Raw genomic sequence first — 22,115 nt, forward strand, 5'->3', positions numbered from 1 at the left:
GCGGGTCTGTCAGTTACACAAAACCGGTAAACGGCATGCCGCCCGGCTGGATCCAGTTGCTGGCCGGGTAGGTGGCCTGGCCGCTGACCGCATGCAAGGTATAGGCATGGCGCGATTGCGCCGAATGGTTGGGCTCCGAGAGGTGCGGAAACAGGCCGTTGAACACGATCAGCGTGCCCTGGCGGACCTCCAGCCACTCCAGGGCCTCCATATCCCAACGCAAGTCCGCCTGCAACGGTTCCAGCTGCAGCGCACCACCGGCCTGCCGGCGGAACACCTGCTTCAGCCCGCCACGCTGCCCACCCAGCAGCCCGCCCAGGCAGCCGTTGCCGCGGTGCGCGTCTTCGATGGCGAACCAGAAGCCCACCACCGACTGCGGCTCGGTGTACAGATAGGTCGCATCCTGGTGGCAATTGACCTCGCCGCCAATCCCCGGCTGCTTGAAGATGTACATGGACTGCACCAGCTTGGCATCCCCCAGGCCCACGCCGTCGGCCACGGCCTGCAAACGTGCACCATGCGAGAACGCCTGGAACACAGGGTCCAGGTCGTGCATCGCGTGGCCGAGCTTGTTGATGGCGCGCTCCAGCGGCACGCACAGCCGGCCTTGCGCATCGAAAGCGCCGGCTTCAAAAAATGCGCCTATGCCACGCGCCGAGTTTTCAAAGTACGCGTCCTTCGCATACCGCTGGTCGCGCGCCGAGAACACCGTGCCCGGCGCCTGAGGCGCGTGTTCCGCGACCAGCTCCAGCGCCCGCTGCTGCAAGCCCTGGCATTGCGCCGCCGGCACAAAATCCTCCAGCACCAGCACGCCGTCGCGCGCATAGGCTGTTCGGGCCTCGATGGACAGGCCCAGGGCTTCGTCAAAGCGGCAGCGGTAGACCATGGCCGATCAGGCGACGCACTGCTGGTAGGCGACGGCAATCGCCGCGGCCAGCCGGGCGTTGTTCAGCACCAGTTGGATGTTGGACGCCAGGCTGTTGCCGCCGGTGATCTCGCTGACCCGGGCCAGCAGAAAGGGCGTGGACTGCTTGCCCGCGATGCCCTGGGCCTGGGCTTCCTGCAAGGCTTGCTCGATGGCCGCATCGATGGTGGCGCGCGGCATGGCATAGGCTTCAGGGATGGGGTTGGACACCACCATGCCGCCCGGCAAACCGATGGCCCATTGGGCCTGCATGGCGCGGGCGATGGCCTCGGCGCTGTCCAGCCGGTAGTCCACCTTGAAGCCGCTGTCGCGGGTGTAGAAGGCCGGCAGGTTATCGCTCTGGAAGCCGACCACGGGCACGCCATGGGTTTCCAGGTATTCGAGGGTGAGCTGCAGGTCGAGGATGGACTTGATGCCTGCGCAGACCACCGCCACCGGGGTCTGGGCCAGCTCCTGCAGGTCGGCGGACACGTCAAAGCTCTGGGGCGCGCCGCGGTGCACGCCGCCAATGCCGCCGGTGGCAAACACCCGGATGCCGGCCATGGCTGCGATCAACATGGTCGATGCGACCGTGGTGGCGCCGGTCTGCCCGGCCGCCACGATAAACGCCACGTCGCGCCGGCTGACCTTGACCACCTCACGCCCACCCTGGCCCAGCTGCTCGATCTCGGCTTGCGTCAAGCCAACCTTGAGCCGGCCGTTGAGGATGGCGATGGTGGCCGGCACCGCGCCATGGGCGCGCACCTCGGCCTCGACCTGCAAGGCGGTAGCCACGTTCTGCGGATACGGCATGCCATGGGCAATGATGGTGGACTCCAGCGCCACCACCGGGCGCTTGGTAGCCAAGGCTGCAGCCACTTCGGGGTGGATATCCAGGAAAGGATGGGGATGCATCAGAGTCTCACTTTTCAAGGATTCAGTTCCAGCCATTGCTGCACACGCGCCACCGACAGGGCCGGGTCGTTGGTACCCGCCACGCCCAAGGTCAAGGCCGCGCAACCACAGGCAAAACGCACGGCCTGGCCTAGCGGCTGACCGGCCATGTGCATCAGACCGGCCATCAGGGCGTCGCCTGCGCCGCTGGCGCTTTGCACCACCACCTCGGGCGCCGGTTGCCAGCCCTGTGCACCCTGGGCATCGCTCCAGAATACGCCTTGCGCCCCCCAGCTCAGCACCAGCTGCTGCACACCCCGCGCATGCAGCCACTGGGCGACAGCGGCGGCATCGGCTGAGGTGTCCAAAGGCAGGCCGGTCAGGGCCTGGGCCTCCAGGCGGTTCGGTTTGAGCAAGTGCACGCGCGCCAAACTGCTGGCAATGCGTAAACATTTATGCGTGGACACGGTATCCACAAACACCGGCGCATCGCCGCTGTGCGCACACAGCCAGGCTAGGCTGGCTTCCGACAGATTGCAGTCGAACAGCAAGGCCTGGGCCGCCGCCAAATCGGCCGCGTAGGGTGCCAGGCGCGCGGGCGTGATGCTGTCGACGATGCCCATGTCATTGACAGCCACCACCATATCGCCATCGGCGCCGTGCACCGACAGGTAGCTGGAAGTTGCCTGGTCCGGCAATACCCAGCAGCTCCGCATGTCCACACCGGCGGCCGACGTGGCCTGCAGCAGGCTGTGGCCGGGGGGGTCGTCGCCCAGCGCTGTGAACAAGCGTGTGGGGTGGCCCAGGCGGGCCAGATTCTCCGCCACGTTGCGGGCCACGCCGCCGGGCGCATAGCGGATACGGCCGGGGTTGGAGTCGCCCAGCACCAGGCTGCGCGCGCTATGCCCGGCAATGTCCATATTCGAAGCACCGACGGCCAGCATCTGGCTCATGGCTGCAGGCCGCAGCCGCGCAGCACCAGCGACACCACATGCTCGGAGGCGCGGCGGTGGTCCGCCTTGGTCAGGCTGGTGCGGCCCAGCACCGCACGGACCTGCACGTCAAAGTCGGCATAGGTCTGGGTCGCGGCCCAGATGGTGAAGAACAGATGCGTGCTGTCCACTGGCGGCATCTTGCCCTCGGCAATCCACTGGTCGATCACCGCGGCTTTGGCCTTGACGGTGGCACGCAGCTCGGTGGCCAGCAGCTGCTTGACGAAAGAGGCCCCATGCAGCAGCTCGTTGGCCCAGACCTTGGAGGCATCGGGCCGCGCCGCCGACAAGGCCATCTTGCTGCGGATGTAGTCGCCGATCGCCTGGGCCGGGTCGGCCTCGGGCGTGATGCCATGCGTTGGCGCCAGCCAGTCGTCCAGGATGCGGGCCAGCACCGCGCGGTACAGCGCCTCCTTGTTGCCAAAGTAGTAGTGCAGATTGGCCTTGGGCAGGCTGGATTCTTCGGCGATCTGGGCCATGGTGGCGCCGCTGAAACCCGCCCCCGCAAAGACACGCTCTGCGGCGGCGAGGATCAGGCCCTCGTTGGCCTGGCGGATCTGGCCCTTGGCCTCCGCCGAAAGAGGACCGGCTAGCTTCACTTCTTGGTCGCGGCGTCCCACACCGCATGGCTCATGGCGGCATTGCCAGGGTCTTTCTTGATCACCGGCGCGCTGCCACCCGACATCAGCACCTTGACGGTGCGCTCATAGGCGGCGGGCTCCAGGTAGCCCATCTTGGGGCCGTTGGCGGTGGTGATCAGCTTGGCCACGTTTTCCATCTGGCGCTTCTGCACGGCCAGGGTGGCGCTGCCCGACATGTCGTTGGACACCACGATCTTGGCGGCTTCTTCGGGGTTCTTCACCGCGTCGTTCCAGCCCTTGAAGGTGGCCTTCAAGAACTTGCCCATGCGGGCCACGAAGGCCGGGTCTTTGAGCTTGGATTCGAGCACATACAAGCCATCTTCCAGCGAGGCCACGCCCTGGTCTTCGTAGAAGAAGGTGACCAGGTCGCTCTCTTTCACGCCAGCGTCGATGATCTGCCAGTATTCGTTGTAAACCATGGTGGACACGCAGGCCGCCTGGTTCTGCAGCAGCGGGTCGACGTTGAAGCCCTGCTTCAGCACCTTGATGTCGGTATCGGGCTTGTAGCCCAGCTTGCCCATCCAGTTGAGGAACGGGTATTCGTTGCCGCCGTACCAGACGCCCAGGGTCTTGCCCTTCAGGTCTTTCGGGGTGGTCACGCCGCTGGCCTTTTTGCAGGTCAGCATCAGGCCCGAGCGGTTGAACACCTGGGCGATGTTCACCAGCGGCACACCGGCTTCGCGCGCGGCCAGGGCGTCGGGCATCCAGTTGACGATGACGTCGGCGTTGTTGCCGGCAATCACCTGCACCGGCGAGATGTCCGGGCCGCCGGGCTTGATGGTCACGTCCAGCCCCTCGGCCTTGTAGTAGCCCTTGGCTGCTGCCACGTAGTAGCCGGCAAACTGGGCTTGCGGCACCCATTTGAGCTGCACGGTAACCTTCTCTTGGGCTTGGGCGGCGAGGCCGCCGACCGCCAATGCGGCGGCCAGCAGGCATTGACTCAACTTGGACAGCTTGTTCATCAAATACTCCTAGGTAGGGACAGGTGGGGAAACTTATTTTTGGGAACGCACCGACGGGTGCCAGAACGCAAAGCGCCGCTCCAGTTGCACCAACAAGGCATAGGCGGCCGAGCCGGTGATGGCGGCCACCACGATCGCGCCCCACACCAGCGGCATGTGCATCTTGGCAGCCTCGGTGGAAATGCGAAAACCCAGGCCGGCGGTGGGCGAGCCAAAGAACTCGGCGACGATGGCGCCGATCAAGGCCAAGGTGGCATTCACCTTGAGTGCGCCGAAGATAAAGGGCATGGCACTCGGCAGGCGCAGCGCCAGCAGGGTCTGGCCATAGCTGGCGGCGTAGCTGAACATCAGCTCACGCTCCAGCTTGCCCGCGGCCTTCAGGCCGGCCAGGGTGGATACCAGCATGGGGAAGAAGGTCATCAGCACCACCACCGCCGCCTTGGACTGCCAGTCGAAGCCGAACCACATCACCGCAATCGGTGCCACACCCACCAAGGGCACGGTGCTGGTCAGCGAGGCGATGGGCAACAGGCCGCGCTGCAGGAACGGCAGCCGGTCGATCGCCACCGCCACCGCGAAGCCCAGGCCGCAGCCCAGTAGCCAGCCGGTGAGCACCGACTTGAGCACGGTCTGCACGAAGTCCTTGGACAGCACCGGCCAGCCCTCGGCCATGGCTTGCACGATCAGCGCCGGTGCCGGCAGCAGCACCCGCGGCACCTCGAAGGCCGTGACCAGCAGCTGCCAGAAGTACAGCAGCCACAGGCCGAACAGGCCGGCTGTCAGCAAGCCGTAAATCGACCGCCCCTCCAGCGCCGCCGCCGCACGCACCGTCCAGCCTGCCAAGACCAGCGTCAACAAAAGTCCGGGAAAAAATAGGCCGCTAGAGCCAGATGTACCTGCAGGAGTAGCTATAAAAACTGCAGCAAACAGCATGCTAATCAGCACCCCAGCCGCCACGGCCTGTGGACTGCGCGCCTTCACGGACGCACCCCATGGTGGCGCAGCACCAGGCGCTCCACGCCCAGCACCGCTGCGGTCAACGCCAGGCCCAATAGCGCCGACATGAACAGCGCCGACCAGATAGCCACCGTGTTGCCGTAGTACGAGCCCAGCAGCAGCTTGGCGCCCAGGCCGGCCTGGGCGCCGGTAGGCAGCTCGGCCACCATGGCGCCGACCAGGCCGGCCGCAATGCCGACGCGCAGCGCAGGGAACAGAAACGGCAAAGCGGCGGGCAGGCGCAGCAGCCAGAACTCCTGCCAGGGCGAGGCCGCGTAGGTATAGAGCAGCTCGGTGTCGATCTGCTGCGGCGAGCGCAGGCCTTGCACCATGGCCACCGTGACCGGGAAGAAACACAGATACATGGCGATCACCGCCTTGGGCCAGACGCCGGAGAAGCCCAGGCTGCCCAGGATGATCAGCACAATGGGCGCAATCGCCAGCACCGGAATGGTTTGCGAGGCCACGATCCAGGGCATCAGGGCTTTGTCCAAGGTGCGCGAATGCACGATGCCGGCCGACAGCAGCAGACCGAACAGCGTGCCCATGGCAAAGCCCAGCAGGCTGGACTGGGCGGTGACGGCCACGTGGTACAGCAGATTGCGCGGCGAATCCACCGGCCAATCGACCAGGCTGGACCAGAAATCCAGCGCCACCTGCTGCGGCGCGGGCAGTACCGGGCGCTGCATGGACAGCGTGGTCTGCACCAGGTCGGCGAAGCTCCAGGCCGTGCCGCGCGGCGCCAGCACGCGCTCGATAGCCCCCGGCGCGTTCAGCCAGACGGCGCCCGCATACCAAAGGAAAATCAGCGCCAGCAGCACACTGGCTATGGGGAGTCCGCTATCGAAAGCGGAGCTGCGCTTAATGGTGGCCATCGGCCAGCGACTCCCGCACCGCGTGCGCCAGGGCCATGAATTCAGGCGTGTCGCGCAGGCCCAGGTGCCGCTCGTCGGGCAAGGTGGAATCAATCACCTTGACGATGCGGCCGGGCCGCGGCGACATCACCACGATGCGGGTCGACAAATACACCGCCTCGGCAATCGAATGGGTGACGAAGACCACGGTGCGGCGCTCGCGCTGCCACAGCTGCTGCAGCTGCTCGTTGAGCCGGTCGCGGGTGATCTCGTCCAATGCGCCAAAGGGTTCGTCCATCATCAGGATGCGCGGCTCAAAAGCCAGCGCCCGGGCGATGGACACCCGCTGCTGCATGCCACCGGACAGCTGCCAGGGGTATTTCTTCTCAAAACCTTTGAGGCCCACACGCTCCAGCTGGTCCATAGCGATGCGCTGGCTCTCGGCCTTGCCGCGGCCCTGGATCTGCAGCGGCAGCACCACATTGGCCAGCACCGTGCGCCAGGGAAACAGCGCCGGGGCCTGGAATACATAGCCATACGACCGTGCCAGGCGCGCCGCATGCGGGCTGACGCCGTTGACCAGCATGCTGCCGGAGCTGATGGGCTCCAGGTCGGCAATCGCCCGCAGCAGCGTGGTCTTGCCGCAGCCCGAGGGGCCAATCAGCGAAATGAACTCGCCTTGCCGCACCGTGAGGTCGATGTCTTGCAGCGCATGCACAGGCGCGTCGGCCGCAGGGTAGACCACATTTGCCTGGCGCACCTCCACAGCAAGCGCCGCCGGCACGGCAGCGGCGATAGCCCCGACGGGCAGGTCAGATGGTTTCATGGGCACAGCACAGCGTAGGGACAGACATAAAAACCCACTATAAAGCTAACCAAACGGTCAGCTTCTTGGGGTTTAAGCTAGTTCTATGCCAATTTTTTTCGGCTATCTGCACCGATGGGGTGCAGGCAGCGGCCCGTCGCCGCACGGGACATCAGCGGCTTTGCACCGGCGCCTGCGGCGTTGTTTCCTGTTCCAACTGGTCCATTTCCGCCCAACGGCGGCCGATCTCGATGAGCTCGGGCAGGACGCTGGCAAACGCATGGACCACCATGGGGTCGAAGTGCGTGCCCGATGCCGCGTGGATGTATTCCACGACCCGCTCCATCGGCCAAGCCTCCTTGTAGGGCCGGCGCATGCTGAGCGCGTCCAACACATCGGCCAAGGCCACGATGCGCGCCGACTTGGGGATGTCCTGCCCTTGCAGGCCATCGGGGTAGCCACTGCCGTCCCAGCGCTCATGGTGGCGCAAGGCGATCTCGGCCGCCAGCTGGAATACCGGGGCCTTGCTCTTGCTCAGAATCTCATGGCCAATCTGGGAATGGGTCTTCATGGTGTCCCATTCCTCGGCGGTCAACGGTCCCGGTTTGCGCAGAATCGTATGGGGTACGCCCAACTTGCCGGTGTCGTGCATGGGTGCGGCCAGCTCCAGCCGGGCGCAGCTTTCGGCGTCCCAGCCGCAGGCCTGGGCAATCACCCGCGCATAGGCGGCCATGCGCCAGATGTGGGAACCGGTATCGCTGTCGTTGTAGTGGCCGGCCTGGCCGAGCATCAGCACCGCATCGCGGTGGCTTTGCTCCAGCGCCGCCGCCCGCACCAGGGACAAATGGGCCGCCACCCGGGCCCGCACGATGGGCGGCGACACCGGCTTGGCGATGTAGTCCACGGCGCCGGCCTCGAAGCCCGCGGCTTCATGCACCAGGTCGGTGTAGCCGGTCACGAAAATCACCTGGGTGGTGTGGGTGGTGTCCAGCTGCTTGATGCGCCGGCACAGGTCGTAGCCATTGGTGTCGGGCAGGCCGATGTCCAGCAACACCATGGCGGGCTGGTGCTTCACCACGGCGGCCAGGGTTTCATCGCCGTTGCGGGCAAACGCCAGGGAATAGGTATCCTGCAGGATGCTGCGCATGATGGCCAGATTGCCCGGCTCGTCATCCACAATCAAAATAGTCGGTAGGAACACGGTCTACTCCTTGGATCTGATGCCATGCGCCTGGGCAAGCTTGCGGGTATGGGCTTCGGCGCCGCGGAAATCAAAGTCCCGCACGGCCTCCTGGATGGCTACCAACTCCGAGGCCGGCAGGATGGACGAAAGCTGGGCCAGGATGGCTTCGATGGGCGTGGGGTTGTCGGTATCCAGGGCCGCCAACAGGGCCTCCAGCTGCGGGGCGAGTGCGTCCAGTACTTCAGGCGTCGCAGGTGCGCTGGGAGGCGGCGGCATGTCCACGGCGACCGCCAAGGGGGCAAACCGTTCCACCGCCTCGATCGCCAACCGCAAGGCTGCATCCAGGCGCGACAACACCCCCGTCGCGTCATAGCCGGAGAGCAAAATCCGCTCGGCCTCTGCGGCGAGCCGCTGGGTATCGGGCAAGGCCATATTGGCCGCCACACCGGACAGCTTGTGGGCCAACGCGGCGGCCGCATCGCGCTGGTCCTGTGCCAGGCTGGCGTTCATCTCTTCCACCGCCCGGCGGTAGGTATCCACAAAGCGCCGCAGATAGGTTTTATAGACCTTCAGGTCGGTCCAGATGCGCAAGCCCTTGCCCACATCGATGACCGACAACTCGGTAGGTGCGTCCTGCACCAGGGGCTCGGGGGCCAGCGGCACGGGCGCGCTGGGCTCTGCTGGGGCCGCATCGGGGTTGCCACGGCGGCGCAGGCGCTGGATCAGGGCGATGGTGCTTGGCACGTCAAACGGCTTGCTGATGAAGTCCGTCATACCTGCGGCGTAAGCAGCTTCTTGCTGCGACTTGAAGGCGCCCGCGGTCAACGCCACGATGGGCAGGTTGTGGAACTGTGGCAGCAAGCGCAATTGGCGCGTGGCCTCGATGCCGTCCATCACCGGCATTTGCACGTCCATCAGCACCAGGTCCACGGCATCGGGCTGGGCCTTCAACCAGTCGAGCGCGGCCTGGCCGTGCTCCGCCAAGGACACGGTGGCCCCCTGGTCGGACAGAATCCGCTGCGCCACTTCGCGGTTGATTTCGCTGTCGTCCACCACCAGCACCCGCACACCGGCCAGGCTCGGGCTGCTGACCTGGCGCAGCGCGGCCGGCAGGCCGGCGGCCGCAGAACGCCGGCGCTGCGCCTCCATCACCGCATTGAACAGGGTCGAGCTGGTGACCGGCTTGCTCAGAATGGCGTCCACCATGTCCACACCCGGCTGCATGGCCAGGCTGGACAGCGAATACGCAGTGGCCATGATCACAATCGGGCACAGCTCCTGGGGCATGCCCTCGCGGATGGCTCGTACCGTGGCCAGGCCGTCCAGGCCGGGCATCTTCCAGTCGAGCACAACGACATTGGGCAGCTTGTCGCGCGGGGCTTCCAGCACCTGGTTCAACACCGCCTCGCCGGAATGCACGCCATGCACCTGCCAGCCCAGGCGCTGGGCAATCGACACCACGGCGTCGAGTGCGATATCGCTGTCGTCGGCCACCAGCGCATCCACATGCACCATATCGGGCGAGGAGGCGTCGGCCATATCGCTCTGCCGCAATGGCAAGGTGAACCAGAACTCGCTGCCGCGCCCCGGCGTGCTGATCACCCCAATCTCGCCCCCCATCAGCTGCACCAGCTGGCGGCAGATCGCCAGGCCCAGCCCGGTGCCACCAAAACGCCGGGTGGTGGAGCTGTCGGCCTGGGTGAAGGCCGAAAACACATTGGCTTGCAGCTCCGGCGGGATGCCTATGCCGGTGTCTTTGACCGAGAAGCGCACCATGGGCGATTCCGGCTTCTCAGACACCAGCTCGACCCGCACCTCCACCTGCCCTGCATGGGTGAATTTGATCGCATTGCCCGTCAGATTGACCAGCACCTGCTCCAGCCGCAAGGCATCGCCCTGCAGATTCGCCATCGCTGCCGGCAGCGGGTGGATGATGAGCTCGATGTTTTTATCGCCGGCGGCGATGCCCATGGTGGTCGCCAGGTTGTCCACCACGTCGCTCAGGCGGAACGGCGCATGCTCCAGCAGCATGTGGCCGGCTTCGATCTTGGAGATATCCAGGATGTCGTTGATGATGCCCAGCAGCGAACGGCCCGACACCCGGATCTTGCGCACCATGTCCTGCGCGCCTGCATCCAGGCGCGACTGCTCCAGCAGGTAGGCCAGCCCCAGGATGGCATTCAGGGGCGAACGGATCTCGTGGCTCATATTCGCCAGGAATTCGGCCTTGCTGCGGTTCGCAGCTTCAGCAGCATTGCGCGCCTCCAGCATTTCGGCCTCGGCCAGCTTCTGGGCCGAAATATCCTGCGCAAACACCAGGGTGGCGGGCCCGTCTGCCAGCACCACCCGGGTGGTGGTTTTGAAAACCGGCACCCGGCGACCATCCTTGCCCATGCCGAGAGCTTCAAACATCAGGTCGGTGTGTGAATCCTGCTGGATCAAGGCCTCCTGCTCTTGCAAGACCGTACGGGATTCGTCGGAAATCATCTCGCTCCAGGGTATGCCGCTCAGATTGTCGGTTTCCAGGAAGCCATGCAGGGCCCGGTACCGCGGATTGCAATACACAATCAGCCCGGCCCGCAGAATCGCAATTGCCAGCGGTGCATCCTCGATCAGGGTGCGGAACCGGGCCTCGCTTTCCCGCAGCGCATGGGTCAGCAGGCGCTCGGAAACATCTTTGCAGGTCACGATCAGCAGCTCGATGGCCCCCGACGCTTCGCGGATCGGCGCGGTGCTGAGCTCCACGAAAACCGATTTGTCGGAGCCTCGACGGCGGATCTCCATCTGCATGTCACGCACAAATTGCCCGCGCAAACCACGCCGGCTAGGCCATTGGTCAGGGGGTACCGGGTCTCCGTTGGGCAACACCGCGTCCACGCTGGCCAGTACCTCCTCAAACGGCGTGTCCACGTCAAACAGCCCGAGCATGGTCCGCCCTTCACGGTTGATGCGGGCGATCCGGTGCTGGGGGTCGAACACGAACACCGCATCGTTCATGTTCTCAAACACAGCCTGCAGTTCATTACGGGTGCGGATCACCTCCTGCTCGGCGGTCTTGGCCGCCGTGATGTCCATGTGCGTGCCCATGATGGTGATGGCCTGCCCCTGTGCATCGCGCTCAATCGCCTGGGCCCGCCCGAGAATCCAGACCCAATGGCCCAGCCGATGCTGTATGCGGTAGATCACTTCATAAAAAGGCACACTGCCGTCCATGCAGGCCGTCCGCGCCGCGTTGTAGGCGGGCATGTCGTCGGGGTGGATACGGCGGCGCCAGAACTCCGGATCGTCCTGCAGGTCCGTCATGGTGTAACCCAGCATGGCCCGCGAGCTCTCATCGAATGTGCCCGCCCCGGTCGGTGCATGGAAGCTCCAGAGCCCGAGATTGGCGCCGCGCAAGGCCAGCTTCAACCGATCCGCGGCCTCCAGCCGCTCGTGGTCACGCTCCGACGCCAAGACTTCCAGGCGGGTGCGCCGGGTCTGCATCCAATACAGCCCACCACAGCACAGCAACACCAGCGCGGCATAAAACAGGCCGTAAATCGTGGCCTGGGTTTGCAATGGCCGCGCAATCGCAGAGATTTCGCGGCTCAAACCGATCACCAGCGCCTTGTCCATTTCCAGTACCGCGGGCTGGATGGTTCGCAAGGCCATCACCCGCTGCTCCCCCGCAGCGTAGGCCGCGCCGGTCAGCACGCTGGCAGTCTGGCCACTCTGCCGATGCCGATTGAAAAAGAAACCGGGCTGGTTGAGGTTAGTGCCGTCGATATTGCGCTTGCGCGGGAAATTGAGCACCTGCTGGCCATCGCCATGCACCACGAAGCCCCATACATCGGGTGCGTACATGGTTGGCCGGAAGATACCGGTGAAATACTCAGGGTCGAGCGTTGCCACCAGCACGCCGGCAAACACGCCGTCCACCCCCACCACCACGCGGGTGGCCGAAACGACCAGGTCATTCATGACGGAGGTATAGGGCGCCGATAGATACAGCTTGTGCGCGTCCGGCTTGTCCCGGGCCAGCTTGAAGTAATCGCGGTGGGCCAGGTTCAGGCCGATCAAATCGGTGCGGCTGGCGGCGATCACCTCGCCATTGGCGTCCAGCATGACGACCGCGCGCAGGCCAGGAACCGCCACGCCCAGGGCCCGCAGGCGCCGCGAAATATCCGACACCGGCCCCACTACGCCGGGGCTGTCCACGTAATCCTGCAGCACGCCAGTCAAAGCCAGATTGGTCGCTGTCAGGTTGCGCTGTATTTCGTAGGCGATCACATCGGCCTGTACCTGCAAGCGGTTGCGTTCGTTGGTATCCACTCTGTCCACCGCGGTGAGGTGCACGTAGATCACAAAAAACCCCACCAGCAAGAGTCCGGCAAGCAACAGCAGCCATTCAGACCGTTTTCGCCGTGGCACCGGGCGCGCAATGTGAGTTGACATTCACCCCATGCTAGCTACTTTATGTAACAGACACAATCATTCGTGCACTCCAACGCCTTATGCCTTGGTTTCGCATCCCCCATTTGCATGAAAAATGGAAAGGTTCCGCGCCCCGAATACAAAAAACCCCGAAAGCGATGGGCTTGTCGGGGGTTTTCGGGGGCTGACGCTGCAGGAGAGTTCCGTCTTAGAACGGGATATCGTCGTCCATGTCGTCAAAGCCGCTGGACGCGCGGGCAGCAGGTGCTGGCGCAGCTGGGCGCTGCATGGGCGGCGGCGCGGGGCGGCTGGCAGGGGCTGCAGCAGGTGGCCGGCGCGCTGGTGGCGGGCTGTTGTCGTAGCCGCCGTCGTCGTAGCCACCGTCATTGCCACCGCCCTGGGGGCCGCCCATGCCCTGGCGACTGCCCAGCATGGTCATTTCGCTGGCGACGATCTCGGTAATCGACTTCTCCATGCCCGATGCGTCGTTGTATTTGCGGCTGCGGATTGAGCCTTCCACGTACACCTGTGAGCCTTTACGCAGGTATTGCTCGACGATGCCTGCCAAGCCGCCGCGGAACACCACGCGGTGCCATTCGGTGGCTTCGCGGCGTTCACCGGTTTGCTTGTCTTTCCAGGTTTCGGTAGTGGCAATGGTGACATTGGCCACCCGGTCGCCGCTGGGGAAGGTGCGCACTTCGGGGTCGCGGCCCAGGTTGCCGACAATGATGACTTTGTTAACGGATGCCATGGTGAATTCCTCTTGAGGGGGTAGATTATGCTGTCACTTTGGCCGGAGCCTGCATGGGCCACGCGACGACCAGCCAAGCCAGCATGGCCAGCCCGCAGGCCAGAAACAGGCCGTGTGGGCCCCAGATTTTCAGCAAAGCCCCCCCAACCAGGCCGCCTACAAAAAAGCCCAGGGACTGCAAAGTGTTGTACACCCCGAGTGCGCTGCCCCGCACATGGGCCGGCGCCAGGCGCGAAGCCAGGCTCGGCTGGCTGGCTTCCAGCACGTTGAAACCGCAGAAGAAGAGGAACAGCATGCCGGCCAGGGTACTTATCTGCGGCGTGTCGACCAGCAGGAACAAGCCCACCTGCACCAGCCCGATCAACCCGATCGCCAGCAGAAACACCGCCCGCAAATAGCCGCGCCGCTCCAGCGGAAACAGGCTGCCGCCCATCACCAGAAACGAGCCCAGCACCGCCGGCAGGTACACCCACCAGTGCTGCGCCTTGTTCAGCCCGGCCTGCACCAGCAAGGCCGGTATGGCCATCCACATCGCCAACTGCACCGCATGCAGCATGAAAACGCCGAAATTCAGGCGCAGCAGGCCGGCGTGCGGCAGCACCTCGCTGAGCTTGCCGCGCGGCTGGTTCTTGTGCTGTAGCGGCTCGGCGGGCACCACCCACAACACCACAGCCACGCCGGCCAGCGCCAGGCTGCCGGTCAGGGCGAACAAGCCGTTCAGACCGACCAGCGCGGCCAGCGCAGGCGCCAGCACCAGCGACAAGGCGAACATCAGCGCAATGCTGCTACCCACCAGGGCCATGGCCTTGGTGCGCACCACGTCGCGGGTCTGGTCGGCCAGCAGCGCCGTCACGGCGGCCGACACAGCGCCCGCGCCCTGTACGCTACGACCCAGCATCAGGCCGGTCAAGCTGTCGGCCATGGCGGCCATGAAGCTGCCCAGTGCAAACAGTAGCAAACCCAGCACGATGACGCGTTTGCGCCCAAACCGGTCCGAGGCCATGCCGAACGGCAGCTGCAGCAGGCCTTGCGTCAGCCCGTAGATCCCCATGGCCAGGCCCACCTTGGCCGGATCGTCGCCGCCCGGGAACTTGGCCGCCTCCAGCGCAAACACCGGCAGCACCAGGAACAAACCCAGCATCCGCAGCGCAAAAATCGTGGCCAGCGACAGGCTGGAGCGCAGCTCCAGCGGCGTCATGGCGACAGACGCCGCAGGCGAGGCCGGAGTAGGGGAAATAGAGACAGAGGGTTGAGACACGCAGGACACCGTAGACCGTAGGCAAGCACAAACTCTGCGATTGTCTATCATGGCGGGTTACCCCTAAGCCGGCACTACTTTGAATCAAGCCCTTTCCGATGCCTCTTTTGAAGGCACCTACCTGCGCAATGCCTTGCAGCTGCAGCGCATCAGCATCCGCGGCGCGCGCACCCACAACCTGAAGAACATCGACCTGGACATCCCGCGCAACCAACTGGTGGTGATTACCGGGCTGAGCGGATCGGGCAAGTCCAGCCTGGCGTTCGACACCTTATACGCCGAAGGCCAGCGCCGCTATGTGGAAAGCCTGAGCACCTACGCGCGGCAGTTCCTGCAGCTGATGGACAAGCCGGACGTGGACCTGATCGAAGGCCTGAGCCCGGCAATTTCCATCGAGCAAAAGGCCACCAGCCACAACCCGCGCTCCACCGTGGGCACGGTGACCGAGATCCACGACTATCTGCGCCTGCTGTTCGCCCGCGCCGGCACGCCCTACTGCCCCGACCACGACCTGCCGCTGCAGGCCCAGACGGTCAGCCAGATGGTGGATGCGGTGCTGGCCCTGCCGGTTGACACCCGCCTGATGGTGGTGGCGCCCATCGCCCGCGAGCGCAAGGGCGAATACGCCGACGTGTTTACCGAAATGCAGGCCCAGGGCTATGTGCGCTTCCGGGTAGATGGCGAAACCTTCGAGTTCGACCAGCTGCCCAAGCTGAAAAAGACCGAGAAACACAGCATCGACGTGGTGATAGACCGTGTCAAAGTACATGGCGACAGCGAACCCCAGGCCGTGGCCGCCCAGCGCCAGCGCCTGGCCGAGAGCTTCGAAGCCTCGCTGCGCTTGGCCGAAGGCAAGGCCATCGTGGTGGAGATGGAATCCGGCAAGGAACATCTATTCAACGCCAAGTTCGCCTGCCCCATCTGCAGCTATTCGATCAGCGACCTGGAGCCGCGGCTGTTCTCGTTCAACTCGCCGGTCGGCGCCTGCCCGGCCTGCGACGGCCTGGGCGCGCAAGAGCTGTTCGACCCGAGCCGGGTGGTGGCCTTTCCGTCGCTGAGCCTGGCCAGTGGCGCCATCAAGGGCTGGGACCGGCGCAACGCCTACTACTTCGCCATGCTGGAAAGCCTGGCCAAGCACTACAAGTTCGACATCGAGCAGGCCTTTGAAAGCCTGCCCGCCGAGGCCCAGCATGCACTGCTGCACGGCTCGGGCAGCGAAGACATCAAGTTCAGCTACGTGATGGACTCAGGCGCATCCCAGGGCAAGAAAGTCAGCAAGAAGCATCCGTTCGAGGGCATCATCCCGAACATGGTGCGGCGCTACCGCGAGACCGACTCGAACCTGGTGCGCGAAGACCTGGCCCGCTACCGCACCACCCAGCCCTGCAGTACCTGCAACGGCTCGCGGCTGCGGCGCGAAGCCCGGCACGTCAAGGTGGGCGAAGGCACGCAGGCCCGTGCCATCTTCGAGATCAGCCACACCACCTTGCGCGAGGCCTTTGCCTATTTCAGCCAGCTGAAGATGAGCGGCGCCAAGGGTGAGATCGCCGACAAGATCGTGCGCGAAATCGGCCTGCGGCTGAAGTTCCTGAACGACGTGGGCCTGAACTACCTGAGCCTGGACCGCAGCGCCGAAACCCTGAGCGGTGGTGAATCCCAGCGCATCCGCCTGGCATCCCAAATCGGCTCGGGCCTGACCGGCGTGATGTACGTGCTGGACGAGCCCAGCATCGGCCTGCACCAGCGCGACAACGACCGCCTGATCGCCACCCTGCAGCATCTGCGCGACATCGGCAACAGCGTGCTGGTGGTCGAGCACGACGAAGACATGATGCGCGCCGCCGACCATGTGATCGACCTAGGGCCGGGCGCGGGCATCCACGGTGGCCGCATCATGGCCCAGGGCACGTTTGACGAAGTCAAGGCCAATCCCGATTCGCTCACCGGCCAGTACCTGGCGGGCACGCTGAAAATCGAAGTACCCGCAGAACGACACCGCCAGAAGCAGCCAGCGCCCGGCGAAGGCTGGCTGTCCATCGTCGGCGCTAGCGGCCACAACCTGAAGAAGGTGAATGTGGATATTCCGGTGGGCCTGTTCACCTGCGTCACCGGCGTGTCCGGCTCAGGCAAATCCACGCTGGTGAATGACACGCTGTACACCGCCGTGGCGCGCCAGCTGTACCGCGCGCACGACGAGCCGGCCGAGCACGAGGAAATCATCGGCATCGAGCAGTTCGACAAGGTGATCAACGTAGACCAGTCGCCCATCGGCCGCACGCCGCGCAGCAACCCGGCCACCTACACCGGCCTGTTCACCCCGATCCGCGAGCTGATGGCCGAGGTGCCGATGGCGCGCGAACGCGGCTACGGCCCGGGCCGCTTCAGCTTCAACGTGGCCGGCGGCCGCTGCGAAGCCTGCCAGGGCGACGGCATGGTCAAGGTGGAGATGCACTTCCTGCCCGACGTGTACGTGCCCTGCGATGTCTGCAAGGGCCAGCGCTACAACCGCGAAACCCTGGAAGTGCTGTACAAGGGCAAGAACATCGCGCAGATCCTGGAGCTGACGGTCGAGGTGGCCTACGAGTTCCTGAAGGCCGTGCCGACCATCGCGCGCAAGCTGCACACCCTGCTGGACGTGGGCCTGAGCTACATCAAGCTGGGCCAGTCGGCCACCACCTTGTCGGGCGGCGAAGCCCAGCGCGTCAAGCTGGCGCTGGAGCTGAGCAAACGCGACACCGGCCGCACGCTGTACATCCTGGACGAGCCCACCACCGGCCTGCACTTCGCCGACATCGCCCTGCTGCTCAAGGTGCTGCACCAGCTGCGCAGCGCCGGCAACACCATCGTAGTGATCGAGCACAACCTGGACGTGATCAAGACCGCCGACTGGCTGATCGACATGGGCCCCGAAGGTGGCGCCGGGGGCGGCACCGTGGTCGGCGTCGGCACGCCCGAGCAGATCGCCGCCAACCCGGCCAGCCACACCGGCAAATACCTGGCCCGCCTGCTGTAACCCTCCTGTCCTCGCTGCCGCCTTCGCGCACACAGCGGGGGCCCAACCTGACCGGATTCCCCGTGCCCCAAAGCTCTTCTGTTTTCACCCACCGCAAGGTGGTGTTCCTTCTGGCCTCGCTGTGCTGCCTGCTCTGGGGCAGCGCCTACCCGGCGATCAAGAACGGCTATGCGCTGTTCCATATCGCCGCCGACGACATCCCCACCAAGCTGGTGTTTGCCGGCTACCGCTTCGCCTTTGCTGGCCTGGTGCTGCTGGCCTTTGCCGCTATCAGCCGCAAACCGGTATTCGCCATCAAGCTGCGCACTTTCGGCCAGATGACCTTGCTGGGCCTGACGCAGACCAGCCTGCAATATGTGTTCTTCTACATCGGCCTGGCCTATGCCACCGGCGTGAAAAGCTCGATCATGAACGCCACCGGCACCTTCTTCAGCGTGCTGCTCGCGCACTTCATCTACAAGAATGACCGCCTGAGCTTCAACAAGGTGCTGGGCTGCGTGGTCGGCTTTGGGGGGGTGATGGTGGTCAACTTCCGCCCGGGCCTGCTGAGCTTCGACTTCACCCTGCTGGGCGAAGGCGCGATCGTGCTGGCAGCCTTCATCCTGTCGGCCGCCAGCATCTACGGCAAGAAAATCTCGCAGCAGGTGGACTCGGTGGTGCTGACCGGCTACCAGCTGGCCATCGGCGGCGTGGCCCTGCTGCTAATCGGCTTTGCCACCGGCGGTGACCTGGAGGCCTTCACGCCGGTCTCCGCGGCCCTGATGCTCTACATGGTGGCGCTGACCTCGGTGGCATTCTCGCTGTGGACGATTCTGCTGAAGTACAACCGGGTCAGCATGATCACGGTGTTCAACTTCATGGTGCCGGTGTTCGGCACCCTGCTGTCGGCCCTGTTTCTGGACGAAAGCTTTCTGGAGTGGAAGAACGGCGTAGCCTTGCTGCTGGTCTGCGGCGGCATCTGGCTGGTCACCAAGGAAGAAGCGCCACGCCTCTGAAATTCAAGCGTTTTAGGGCTCTGGCGCAGATATAGCCTGCGCGAGCAGCTATATATTCAATAGCGTTTGATTCAAATGAAGCGGCGCAGCAAGCCCAGCAACATGGCCGGCTGCCAGATCTGCACCGCGCGCCAGCTGCGCCAAAGGAACAGACCGCGCCTGGCCCAGCGCAAGGCCGCACGCGGCTTGAACAGCATCAGGCTGCCCAGCGCCGCCGCCAGTGCCAGCGGGTGCTGGCCCAGATAGGCGAGCACATCGCCCACCAGATTGCTGACCCGGTTGCCGGCCTGGCCGACCCGCTGCAAAGGCGCCAGATCGTGCGCCAGCAAGACCCGCTGGGCGGCAATCCGCTCGACCAGCCGGGCCCTTTGCTGGGCCAGTTCAATCCGGGTTTTGGCCATGCTGGGATGCGGCTTTGAGTTGGCGCAGGTCTTCCTGCAGTTCGGCCAGGCTGCTGGCGAACACCCCGGCCGACGTCCGGCTGGATTGGCGCAGGGCCGCATAGCAGCCACCCGCCGCCGCCAAAAAGACAACGGCCAGCACCGACAACACGATTACCCGCTGTTCCCACAGCAGACTCAGCGCCAGCACCACGGCCAGCAGCAGGCCCAGGCCGGCGCAGGCCACCATGGCCAGCACCAGCGCCAGTTGGCGCAGTGCCAGATTCTTCTCGGTCAGCAGTTCGTTGCCCAGCAGCTCCAGGCGCGTCTGCGCCATGGTCAGCAGGGTGATGGGAATGCTCCTGAGCGCGGCGAAAGGGCCGCCGCCTGCGCTACGCATGGCCAGACTGCTGCCGGGACGAGGGCTGGAGCCGCTTAACGGCGGCCAATGATCAGGCCGACCAGCAAGCCGACAGTGGCGGCAACGCCCACGGCGGTCCAGGGGGACTCGTGCACGTAGTCGTCGGTAGCGCGGGCCGCGGCCTTGGTTTTGTGGATCAACGCGGCTTCGGCATCGATCAGACGTTCGCGGGCATCGCCCAGGCGGGCCTTGACGCGGGCGCGCAGCTGGCTGATCTTGTCGCCGGCCTGGTCCGCGGTGGCGCTGAGCATTTCTTCGGCGTCGGTAATCACGGATTTGATGTCGCTGACCAATTTTTCTTGGGACTCAATGCTGGCTTGGTTAACTTTGGACATGGCGCATCTTTCTGGTGGATAAAAAGTAAATAAAGGGTAGCAGATTCGATTCGCGGATTGCGGTGCTTGCCGCCACATGTTGACACTTTGAAACACTTTACCAGCCGAGTCTGCCCACGCTGTTGGCGTGGCTCAAAATGCCGCCCAGTCCTCCTGGTGGCCCGCGCCGGCCGGGGCCGCCGCGCGCAATGGCAGGCGCCGCGTAGCGCCCAAGGTCGTCGCCGGCTTTGCCTTTGCAGCCGCCGCCACAGCCCGCACCGCCAAGGGTACCGCAGCTTGCGGCTGGATGGCTGCGACGCGGGCGCGGGGAACGGCTGCAGCATCCCCTTGGCCCACCTTGAACACCGCCACGGCGTCCACCAAGTCCTGCGCCTGGGTCTTCATGCTGCTGGCCGCTGCCGCCATCTGCTCTACCAGCGCGGCATTCTGCTGGGTCGTATGGTCCATCTGCGAAATCGCCTGGCCAACCTGGCTCACCCCGGTGCTTTGCTCGCTGCTGGCGGCACTGATCTCGCCCATGATGTCGGTCACCCGGCGGATGGCGGCGACCACTTCGGTCATCGTGGTGCCCGCCTTGTCAACCAAGGCCGAGCCGTGCTCCACGCGGACCACACTGGCAGAAATCAGGCTCTTGATCTCCTTCGCGGCTTCGGCCGAGCGCCCGGCCAGGTTGCGCACCTCGCTGGCCACCACGGCAAAGCCCCGCCCCTGTTCGCCGGCACGCGCGGCTTCCACGGCAGCGTTCAAGGCCAGGATGTTGGTCTGGAAGGCAATCCCGTCGATGACGCCGATGATGTCAGCAATCTTCTTCGAGCTGTCGTTGATGCCTTTCATGGTCTCCACCACCTCGGACACCACGGCGCCGCCCTGCACCGCCACGCTGGAGGCGCTCACCGCCAGCTGGTTCGCCTGACGGGCGTTGTCGGCGTTCTGCCGCACGGTGGAGCTGAGCTGCTCCATCGACGCCGCGGTCTGCTGCAGCGCGCTGGCTTGCTGCTCGGTACGGCTGCTGAGGTCATGGTTGCCCTGGGAGATTTCGGCACTGGCCGTGGCCACGCCGTCCGAACCCTGGCGCACGGTGCTGACCACGCCGACCAGGCTTTCCTGCATGCGCTTGAGCTGGGCCATCAGGCTGGACATATCGCCGACCTTCAGCTGGATCGGCATCGTCAGGTCGCCCTGGGCCACAGACCGCGCCAGATCGGCCGCCTGCCGCGGCTCACCGCCCAACGCCCCCACCAGGTTGCGGGTGATCAGAAAGCCCATCACCAGCGCAGCCGCAATCGCCAGGGCACTGGCCAGCAGCAGCAAGCCGCGCGCCTGGTTATAGCCACTGCCCTCGTCCAGAACGCTGTCGCCCCCTTGCTGGCTGGCCTTGACCAGAGCCACCAGCAGCGGACGGCAGTCCTTGTTGATCCTGGCGATGGCTTCCTCGTTCTTGCCCTCCATCGCCAGTTTGAGAATGGCCAGGGCCACCGGCCCATACAGCGATTCGATCCGGCCCATTTCGGCCACCATGCGCACGTCGCCAGGCAGCGGGCTGGGGTTGTCCTTGAGGGCCAGGTTCAACCGGGCCATGGACTCTTCGGTCGCGTGGTGCGCCTTGACCGCGGCCGCATATTCCATCTCGCGGTCTGCGGGCTCCGTGGCCAGCACCAGATTGCGCGCGGCAATGGCCCGGGCACTGATGGCAGCACGCACATCGTCCACCAAATGGTTCTGTTTCACCGTCACCTCGTTGTAGAAGGTGAACTTTTCATGCGCATTGACCAGGGCCTGCACCGCCACCAGTGCAACCCCCAGCACCAAGGCCACCAACAGGCCAAACGCAAACGTCAGCTGCCCTTTTACCGTCATGTTCCGAAAGTTCATCACGTGCCCTTCTGCTTGGGACTGCCGGTATGGCAGCCATCAAAGCATGCGCCACGGGGTACGCGCGTGTAAAGCGTGCCTCGCGCCGGACGTCCATCAAATGGACGACGATTTCTTTTCACGGCGCCAGACAGCAACACCCGTTCCTACAAAGCTGAAAAGTCCTGCACAACGGACTACACTGGTGCCGAGAAGAGGACCACCATGAAAAATCAAGCACCACAACGGTTCTGGGAAATAGACCTGGGTGCGCTGCTGCTGCTCTGGTGGAACGATATTGCTGCTTTCCTGATGACAGCGCTGATGTTCTGCGCCCTGTCCCTGCCGGTGGTGATACCGGCGCTCATCATGTGGCTGATGCTGATCAACAACATCAGCTTTGAAACGCCGCCCTGAGATTTAAATGGAATTCCGCATTGGCACCGGATTTCAAAGCGTAGCTTGCT

The 22,115-nt window shown here is 64.7% G+C and carries 19 protein-coding genes; 3 read left to right on the plus strand and 16 right to left on the minus strand.

The window, feature by feature from the left end; translation table 11 throughout:
* Positions 1 to 13: 13 nt before the first annotated feature.
* From J2X19_RS15715 to J2X19_RS15770, 12 genes are all read right to left on the minus strand, one after another.
* Positions 14 to 886, minus strand: a complete 873-nt coding sequence (locus J2X19_RS15715) for a phytanoyl-CoA dioxygenase family protein (RefSeq protein WP_310374648.1) — start codon at positions 884 to 886, stop codon at positions 14 to 16.
* A 6-nt stretch (positions 887 to 892) separates the two neighbouring features.
* Positions 893 to 1,819: a pseudouridine-5'-phosphate glycosidase gene (locus J2X19_RS15720; protein ID WP_310374650.1), complete on the minus strand. Its 927-nt coding sequence runs from the start codon at positions 1,817 to 1,819 to the stop codon at positions 893 to 895.
* Between the two features lie 14 nt (positions 1,820 to 1,833).
* A complete protein-coding gene (locus J2X19_RS15725) occupies positions 1,834 to 2,751 on the minus strand; it encodes a PfkB family carbohydrate kinase (RefSeq protein WP_310374651.1) in 918 nt (305 codons plus the stop codon).
* Complete coding sequence (locus J2X19_RS15730) at positions 2,748 to 3,410, minus strand: TetR/AcrR family transcriptional regulator (RefSeq protein ID WP_310374653.1); 663 nt, start codon at positions 3,408 to 3,410, stop codon at positions 2,748 to 2,750. Before J2X19_RS15730 ends, J2X19_RS15725 begins: the two co-directional genes overlap by 4 nt.
* On the minus strand, positions 3,386 to 4,393 hold the full coding sequence (locus J2X19_RS15735) for an ABC transporter substrate-binding protein (RefSeq protein WP_116608405.1): 1,008 nt from the start codon (positions 4,391 to 4,393) through the stop codon (positions 3,386 to 3,388). Before J2X19_RS15735 ends, J2X19_RS15730 begins: the two co-directional genes overlap by 25 nt.
* Before the next feature lie 33 nt (positions 4,394 to 4,426).
* Complete coding sequence (locus J2X19_RS15740; protein WP_310374655.1) at positions 4,427 to 5,248, minus strand: ABC transporter permease; 822 nt, start codon at positions 5,246 to 5,248, stop codon at positions 4,427 to 4,429.
* A 122-nt stretch (positions 5,249 to 5,370) separates the two neighbouring features.
* Positions 5,371 to 6,264, minus strand: a complete 894-nt coding sequence (locus J2X19_RS15745) for an ABC transporter permease (RefSeq protein WP_310374658.1) — start codon at positions 6,262 to 6,264, stop codon at positions 5,371 to 5,373.
* Complete coding sequence (locus J2X19_RS15750; protein ID WP_116608408.1) at positions 6,251 to 7,069, minus strand: ABC transporter ATP-binding protein; 819 nt, start codon at positions 7,067 to 7,069, stop codon at positions 6,251 to 6,253. The genes J2X19_RS15745 and J2X19_RS15750 overlap by 14 nt, the downstream gene beginning before the upstream one ends.
* Positions 7,070 to 7,220: 151 nt before the next feature.
* Entirely contained in the window at positions 7,221 to 8,249 is a 1,029-nt protein-coding gene (locus tag J2X19_RS15755) for an HD domain-containing phosphohydrolase (protein WP_116608409.1), read from the minus strand.
* Between the two features lie 3 nt (positions 8,250 to 8,252).
* Positions 8,253 to 12,608 carry a response regulator gene (locus J2X19_RS15760; RefSeq protein ID WP_310374662.1) on the minus strand — a complete coding sequence of 1,452 codons (4,356 nt, stop codon included), beginning with the start codon at positions 12,606 to 12,608 and terminating at the stop codon, positions 8,253 to 8,255.
* A gap of 244 nt (positions 12,609 to 12,852) precedes the next feature.
* A complete protein-coding gene (gene ssb, locus J2X19_RS15765; RefSeq protein ID WP_116608411.1) occupies positions 12,853 to 13,395 on the minus strand; it encodes a single-stranded DNA-binding protein in 543 nt (180 codons plus the stop codon).
* Between the two features lie 25 nt (positions 13,396 to 13,420).
* Complete coding sequence (locus tag J2X19_RS15770; RefSeq protein ID WP_310375334.1) at positions 13,421 to 14,593, minus strand: MFS transporter; 1,173 nt, start codon at positions 14,591 to 14,593, stop codon at positions 13,421 to 13,423.
* A gap of 139 nt (positions 14,594 to 14,732) precedes the next feature.
* Between J2X19_RS15770 and uvrA the strand changes: the two genes are divergently transcribed.
* Both uvrA and J2X19_RS15780 read left to right on the plus strand, forming a co-directional pair.
* Positions 14,733 to 17,666, plus strand: coding sequence for an excinuclease ABC subunit UvrA (uvrA, locus tag J2X19_RS15775; RefSeq protein ID WP_405048672.1), 2,934 nt, complete (start codon positions 14,733 to 14,735; stop codon positions 17,664 to 17,666).
* A 62-nt stretch (positions 17,667 to 17,728) separates the two neighbouring features.
* Complete coding sequence (locus tag J2X19_RS15780; RefSeq protein ID WP_310374665.1) at positions 17,729 to 18,661, plus strand: DMT family transporter; 933 nt, start codon at positions 17,729 to 17,731, stop codon at positions 18,659 to 18,661.
* A gap of 71 nt (positions 18,662 to 18,732) precedes the next feature.
* Here the strand turns inward: J2X19_RS15780 and J2X19_RS15785 are convergent, their stop codons facing one another.
* The 4 genes from J2X19_RS15785 to J2X19_RS15800 all read right to left on the minus strand — a co-directional run bounded on the left by J2X19_RS15785 (position 18,733) and on the right by J2X19_RS15800 (position 21,669).
* Positions 18,733 to 19,062 carry a YqjK family protein gene (locus J2X19_RS15785; protein WP_310374667.1) on the minus strand — a complete coding sequence of 110 codons (330 nt, stop codon included), beginning with the start codon at positions 19,060 to 19,062 and terminating at the stop codon, positions 18,733 to 18,735.
* Positions 19,043 to 19,441 carry a phage holin family protein gene (locus J2X19_RS15790; protein WP_092757475.1) on the minus strand — a complete coding sequence of 133 codons (399 nt, stop codon included), beginning with the start codon at positions 19,439 to 19,441 and terminating at the stop codon, positions 19,043 to 19,045. The genes J2X19_RS15785 and J2X19_RS15790 overlap by 20 nt, the downstream gene beginning before the upstream one ends.
* 35 nt (positions 19,442 to 19,476) lie before the next feature.
* Positions 19,477 to 19,797 carry an ElaB/YgaM/YqjD family protein gene (locus tag J2X19_RS15795; RefSeq protein ID WP_092757474.1) on the minus strand — a complete coding sequence of 107 codons (321 nt, stop codon included), beginning with the start codon at positions 19,795 to 19,797 and terminating at the stop codon, positions 19,477 to 19,479.
* Between the two features lie 132 nt (positions 19,798 to 19,929).
* Positions 19,930 to 21,669: a methyl-accepting chemotaxis protein gene (locus J2X19_RS15800; protein WP_310374672.1), complete on the minus strand. Its 1,740-nt coding sequence runs from the start codon at positions 21,667 to 21,669 to the stop codon at positions 19,930 to 19,932.
* 204 nt (positions 21,670 to 21,873) lie between these two features.
* Here J2X19_RS15800 and J2X19_RS15805 point away from each other — a divergent pair, with 204 nt between their 5' ends.
* Positions 21,874 to 22,065 carry a hypothetical protein gene (locus J2X19_RS15805; RefSeq protein WP_116608418.1) on the plus strand — a complete coding sequence of 64 codons (192 nt, stop codon included), beginning with the start codon at positions 21,874 to 21,876 and terminating at the stop codon, positions 22,063 to 22,065.
* The last annotated feature ends 50 nt before the right edge of the window (positions 22,066 to 22,115 follow it).

It is taken from the genome of Rhodoferax ferrireducens (assembly GCF_031458075.1).
Classification (GTDB): Bacteria; Pseudomonadota; Gammaproteobacteria; order Burkholderiales; family Burkholderiaceae_C; genus Rhodoferax_B; species Rhodoferax_B ferrireducens_A.

Excerpts from the sequence above, each read along its gene's own strand:
- J2X19_RS15790 (WP_092757475.1), bottom strand. The coding sequence starts at position 19,441 with ATGCGTAGCGCAGGCGGCGGCCCTTTCGCCGCGCTCAGGAGCATTCCC.
- J2X19_RS15735 (WP_116608405.1), bottom strand. The coding sequence starts at position 4,393 with ATGAACAAGCTGTCCAAGTTGAGTCAATGCCTGCTGGCCGCCGCATTG.
- J2X19_RS15715 (WP_310374648.1), bottom strand. The coding sequence starts at position 886 with ATGGTCTACCGCTGCCGCTTTGACGAAGCCCTGGGCCTGTCCATCGAG.
- J2X19_RS15785 (WP_310374667.1), bottom strand. The coding sequence starts at position 19,062 with ATGGCCAAAACCCGGATTGAACTGGCCCAGCAAAGGGCCCGGCTGGTC.
- J2X19_RS15800 (WP_310374672.1), bottom strand. The coding sequence starts at position 21,669 with ATGAACTTTCGGAACATGACGGTAAAAGGGCAGCTGACGTTTGCGTTT.
- J2X19_RS15725 (WP_310374651.1), bottom strand. The coding sequence starts at position 2,751 with ATGAGCCAGATGCTGGCCGTCGGTGCTTCGAATATGGACATTGCCGGG.
- ssb (WP_116608411.1), bottom strand. The coding sequence starts at position 13,395 with ATGGCATCCGTTAACAAAGTCATCATTGTCGGCAACCTGGGCCGCGAC.
- J2X19_RS15805 (WP_116608418.1), top strand. The coding sequence starts at position 21,874 with ATGAAAAATCAAGCACCACAACGGTTCTGGGAAATAGACCTGGGTGCG.
- J2X19_RS15770 (WP_310375334.1), bottom strand. The coding sequence starts at position 14,593 with ATGACGCCGCTGGAGCTGCGCTCCAGCCTGTCGCTGGCCACGATTTTT.
- J2X19_RS15720 (WP_310374650.1), bottom strand. The coding sequence starts at position 1,819 with ATGCATCCCCATCCTTTCCTGGATATCCACCCCGAAGTGGCTGCAGCC.
- J2X19_RS15795 (WP_092757474.1), bottom strand. The coding sequence starts at position 19,797 with ATGTCCAAAGTTAACCAAGCCAGCATTGAGTCCCAAGAAAAATTGGTC.
- J2X19_RS15750 (WP_116608408.1), bottom strand. The coding sequence starts at position 7,069 with ATGAAACCATCTGACCTGCCCGTCGGGGCTATCGCCGCTGCCGTGCCG.
- J2X19_RS15745 (WP_310374658.1), bottom strand. The coding sequence starts at position 6,264 with ATGGCCACCATTAAGCGCAGCTCCGCTTTCGATAGCGGACTCCCCATA.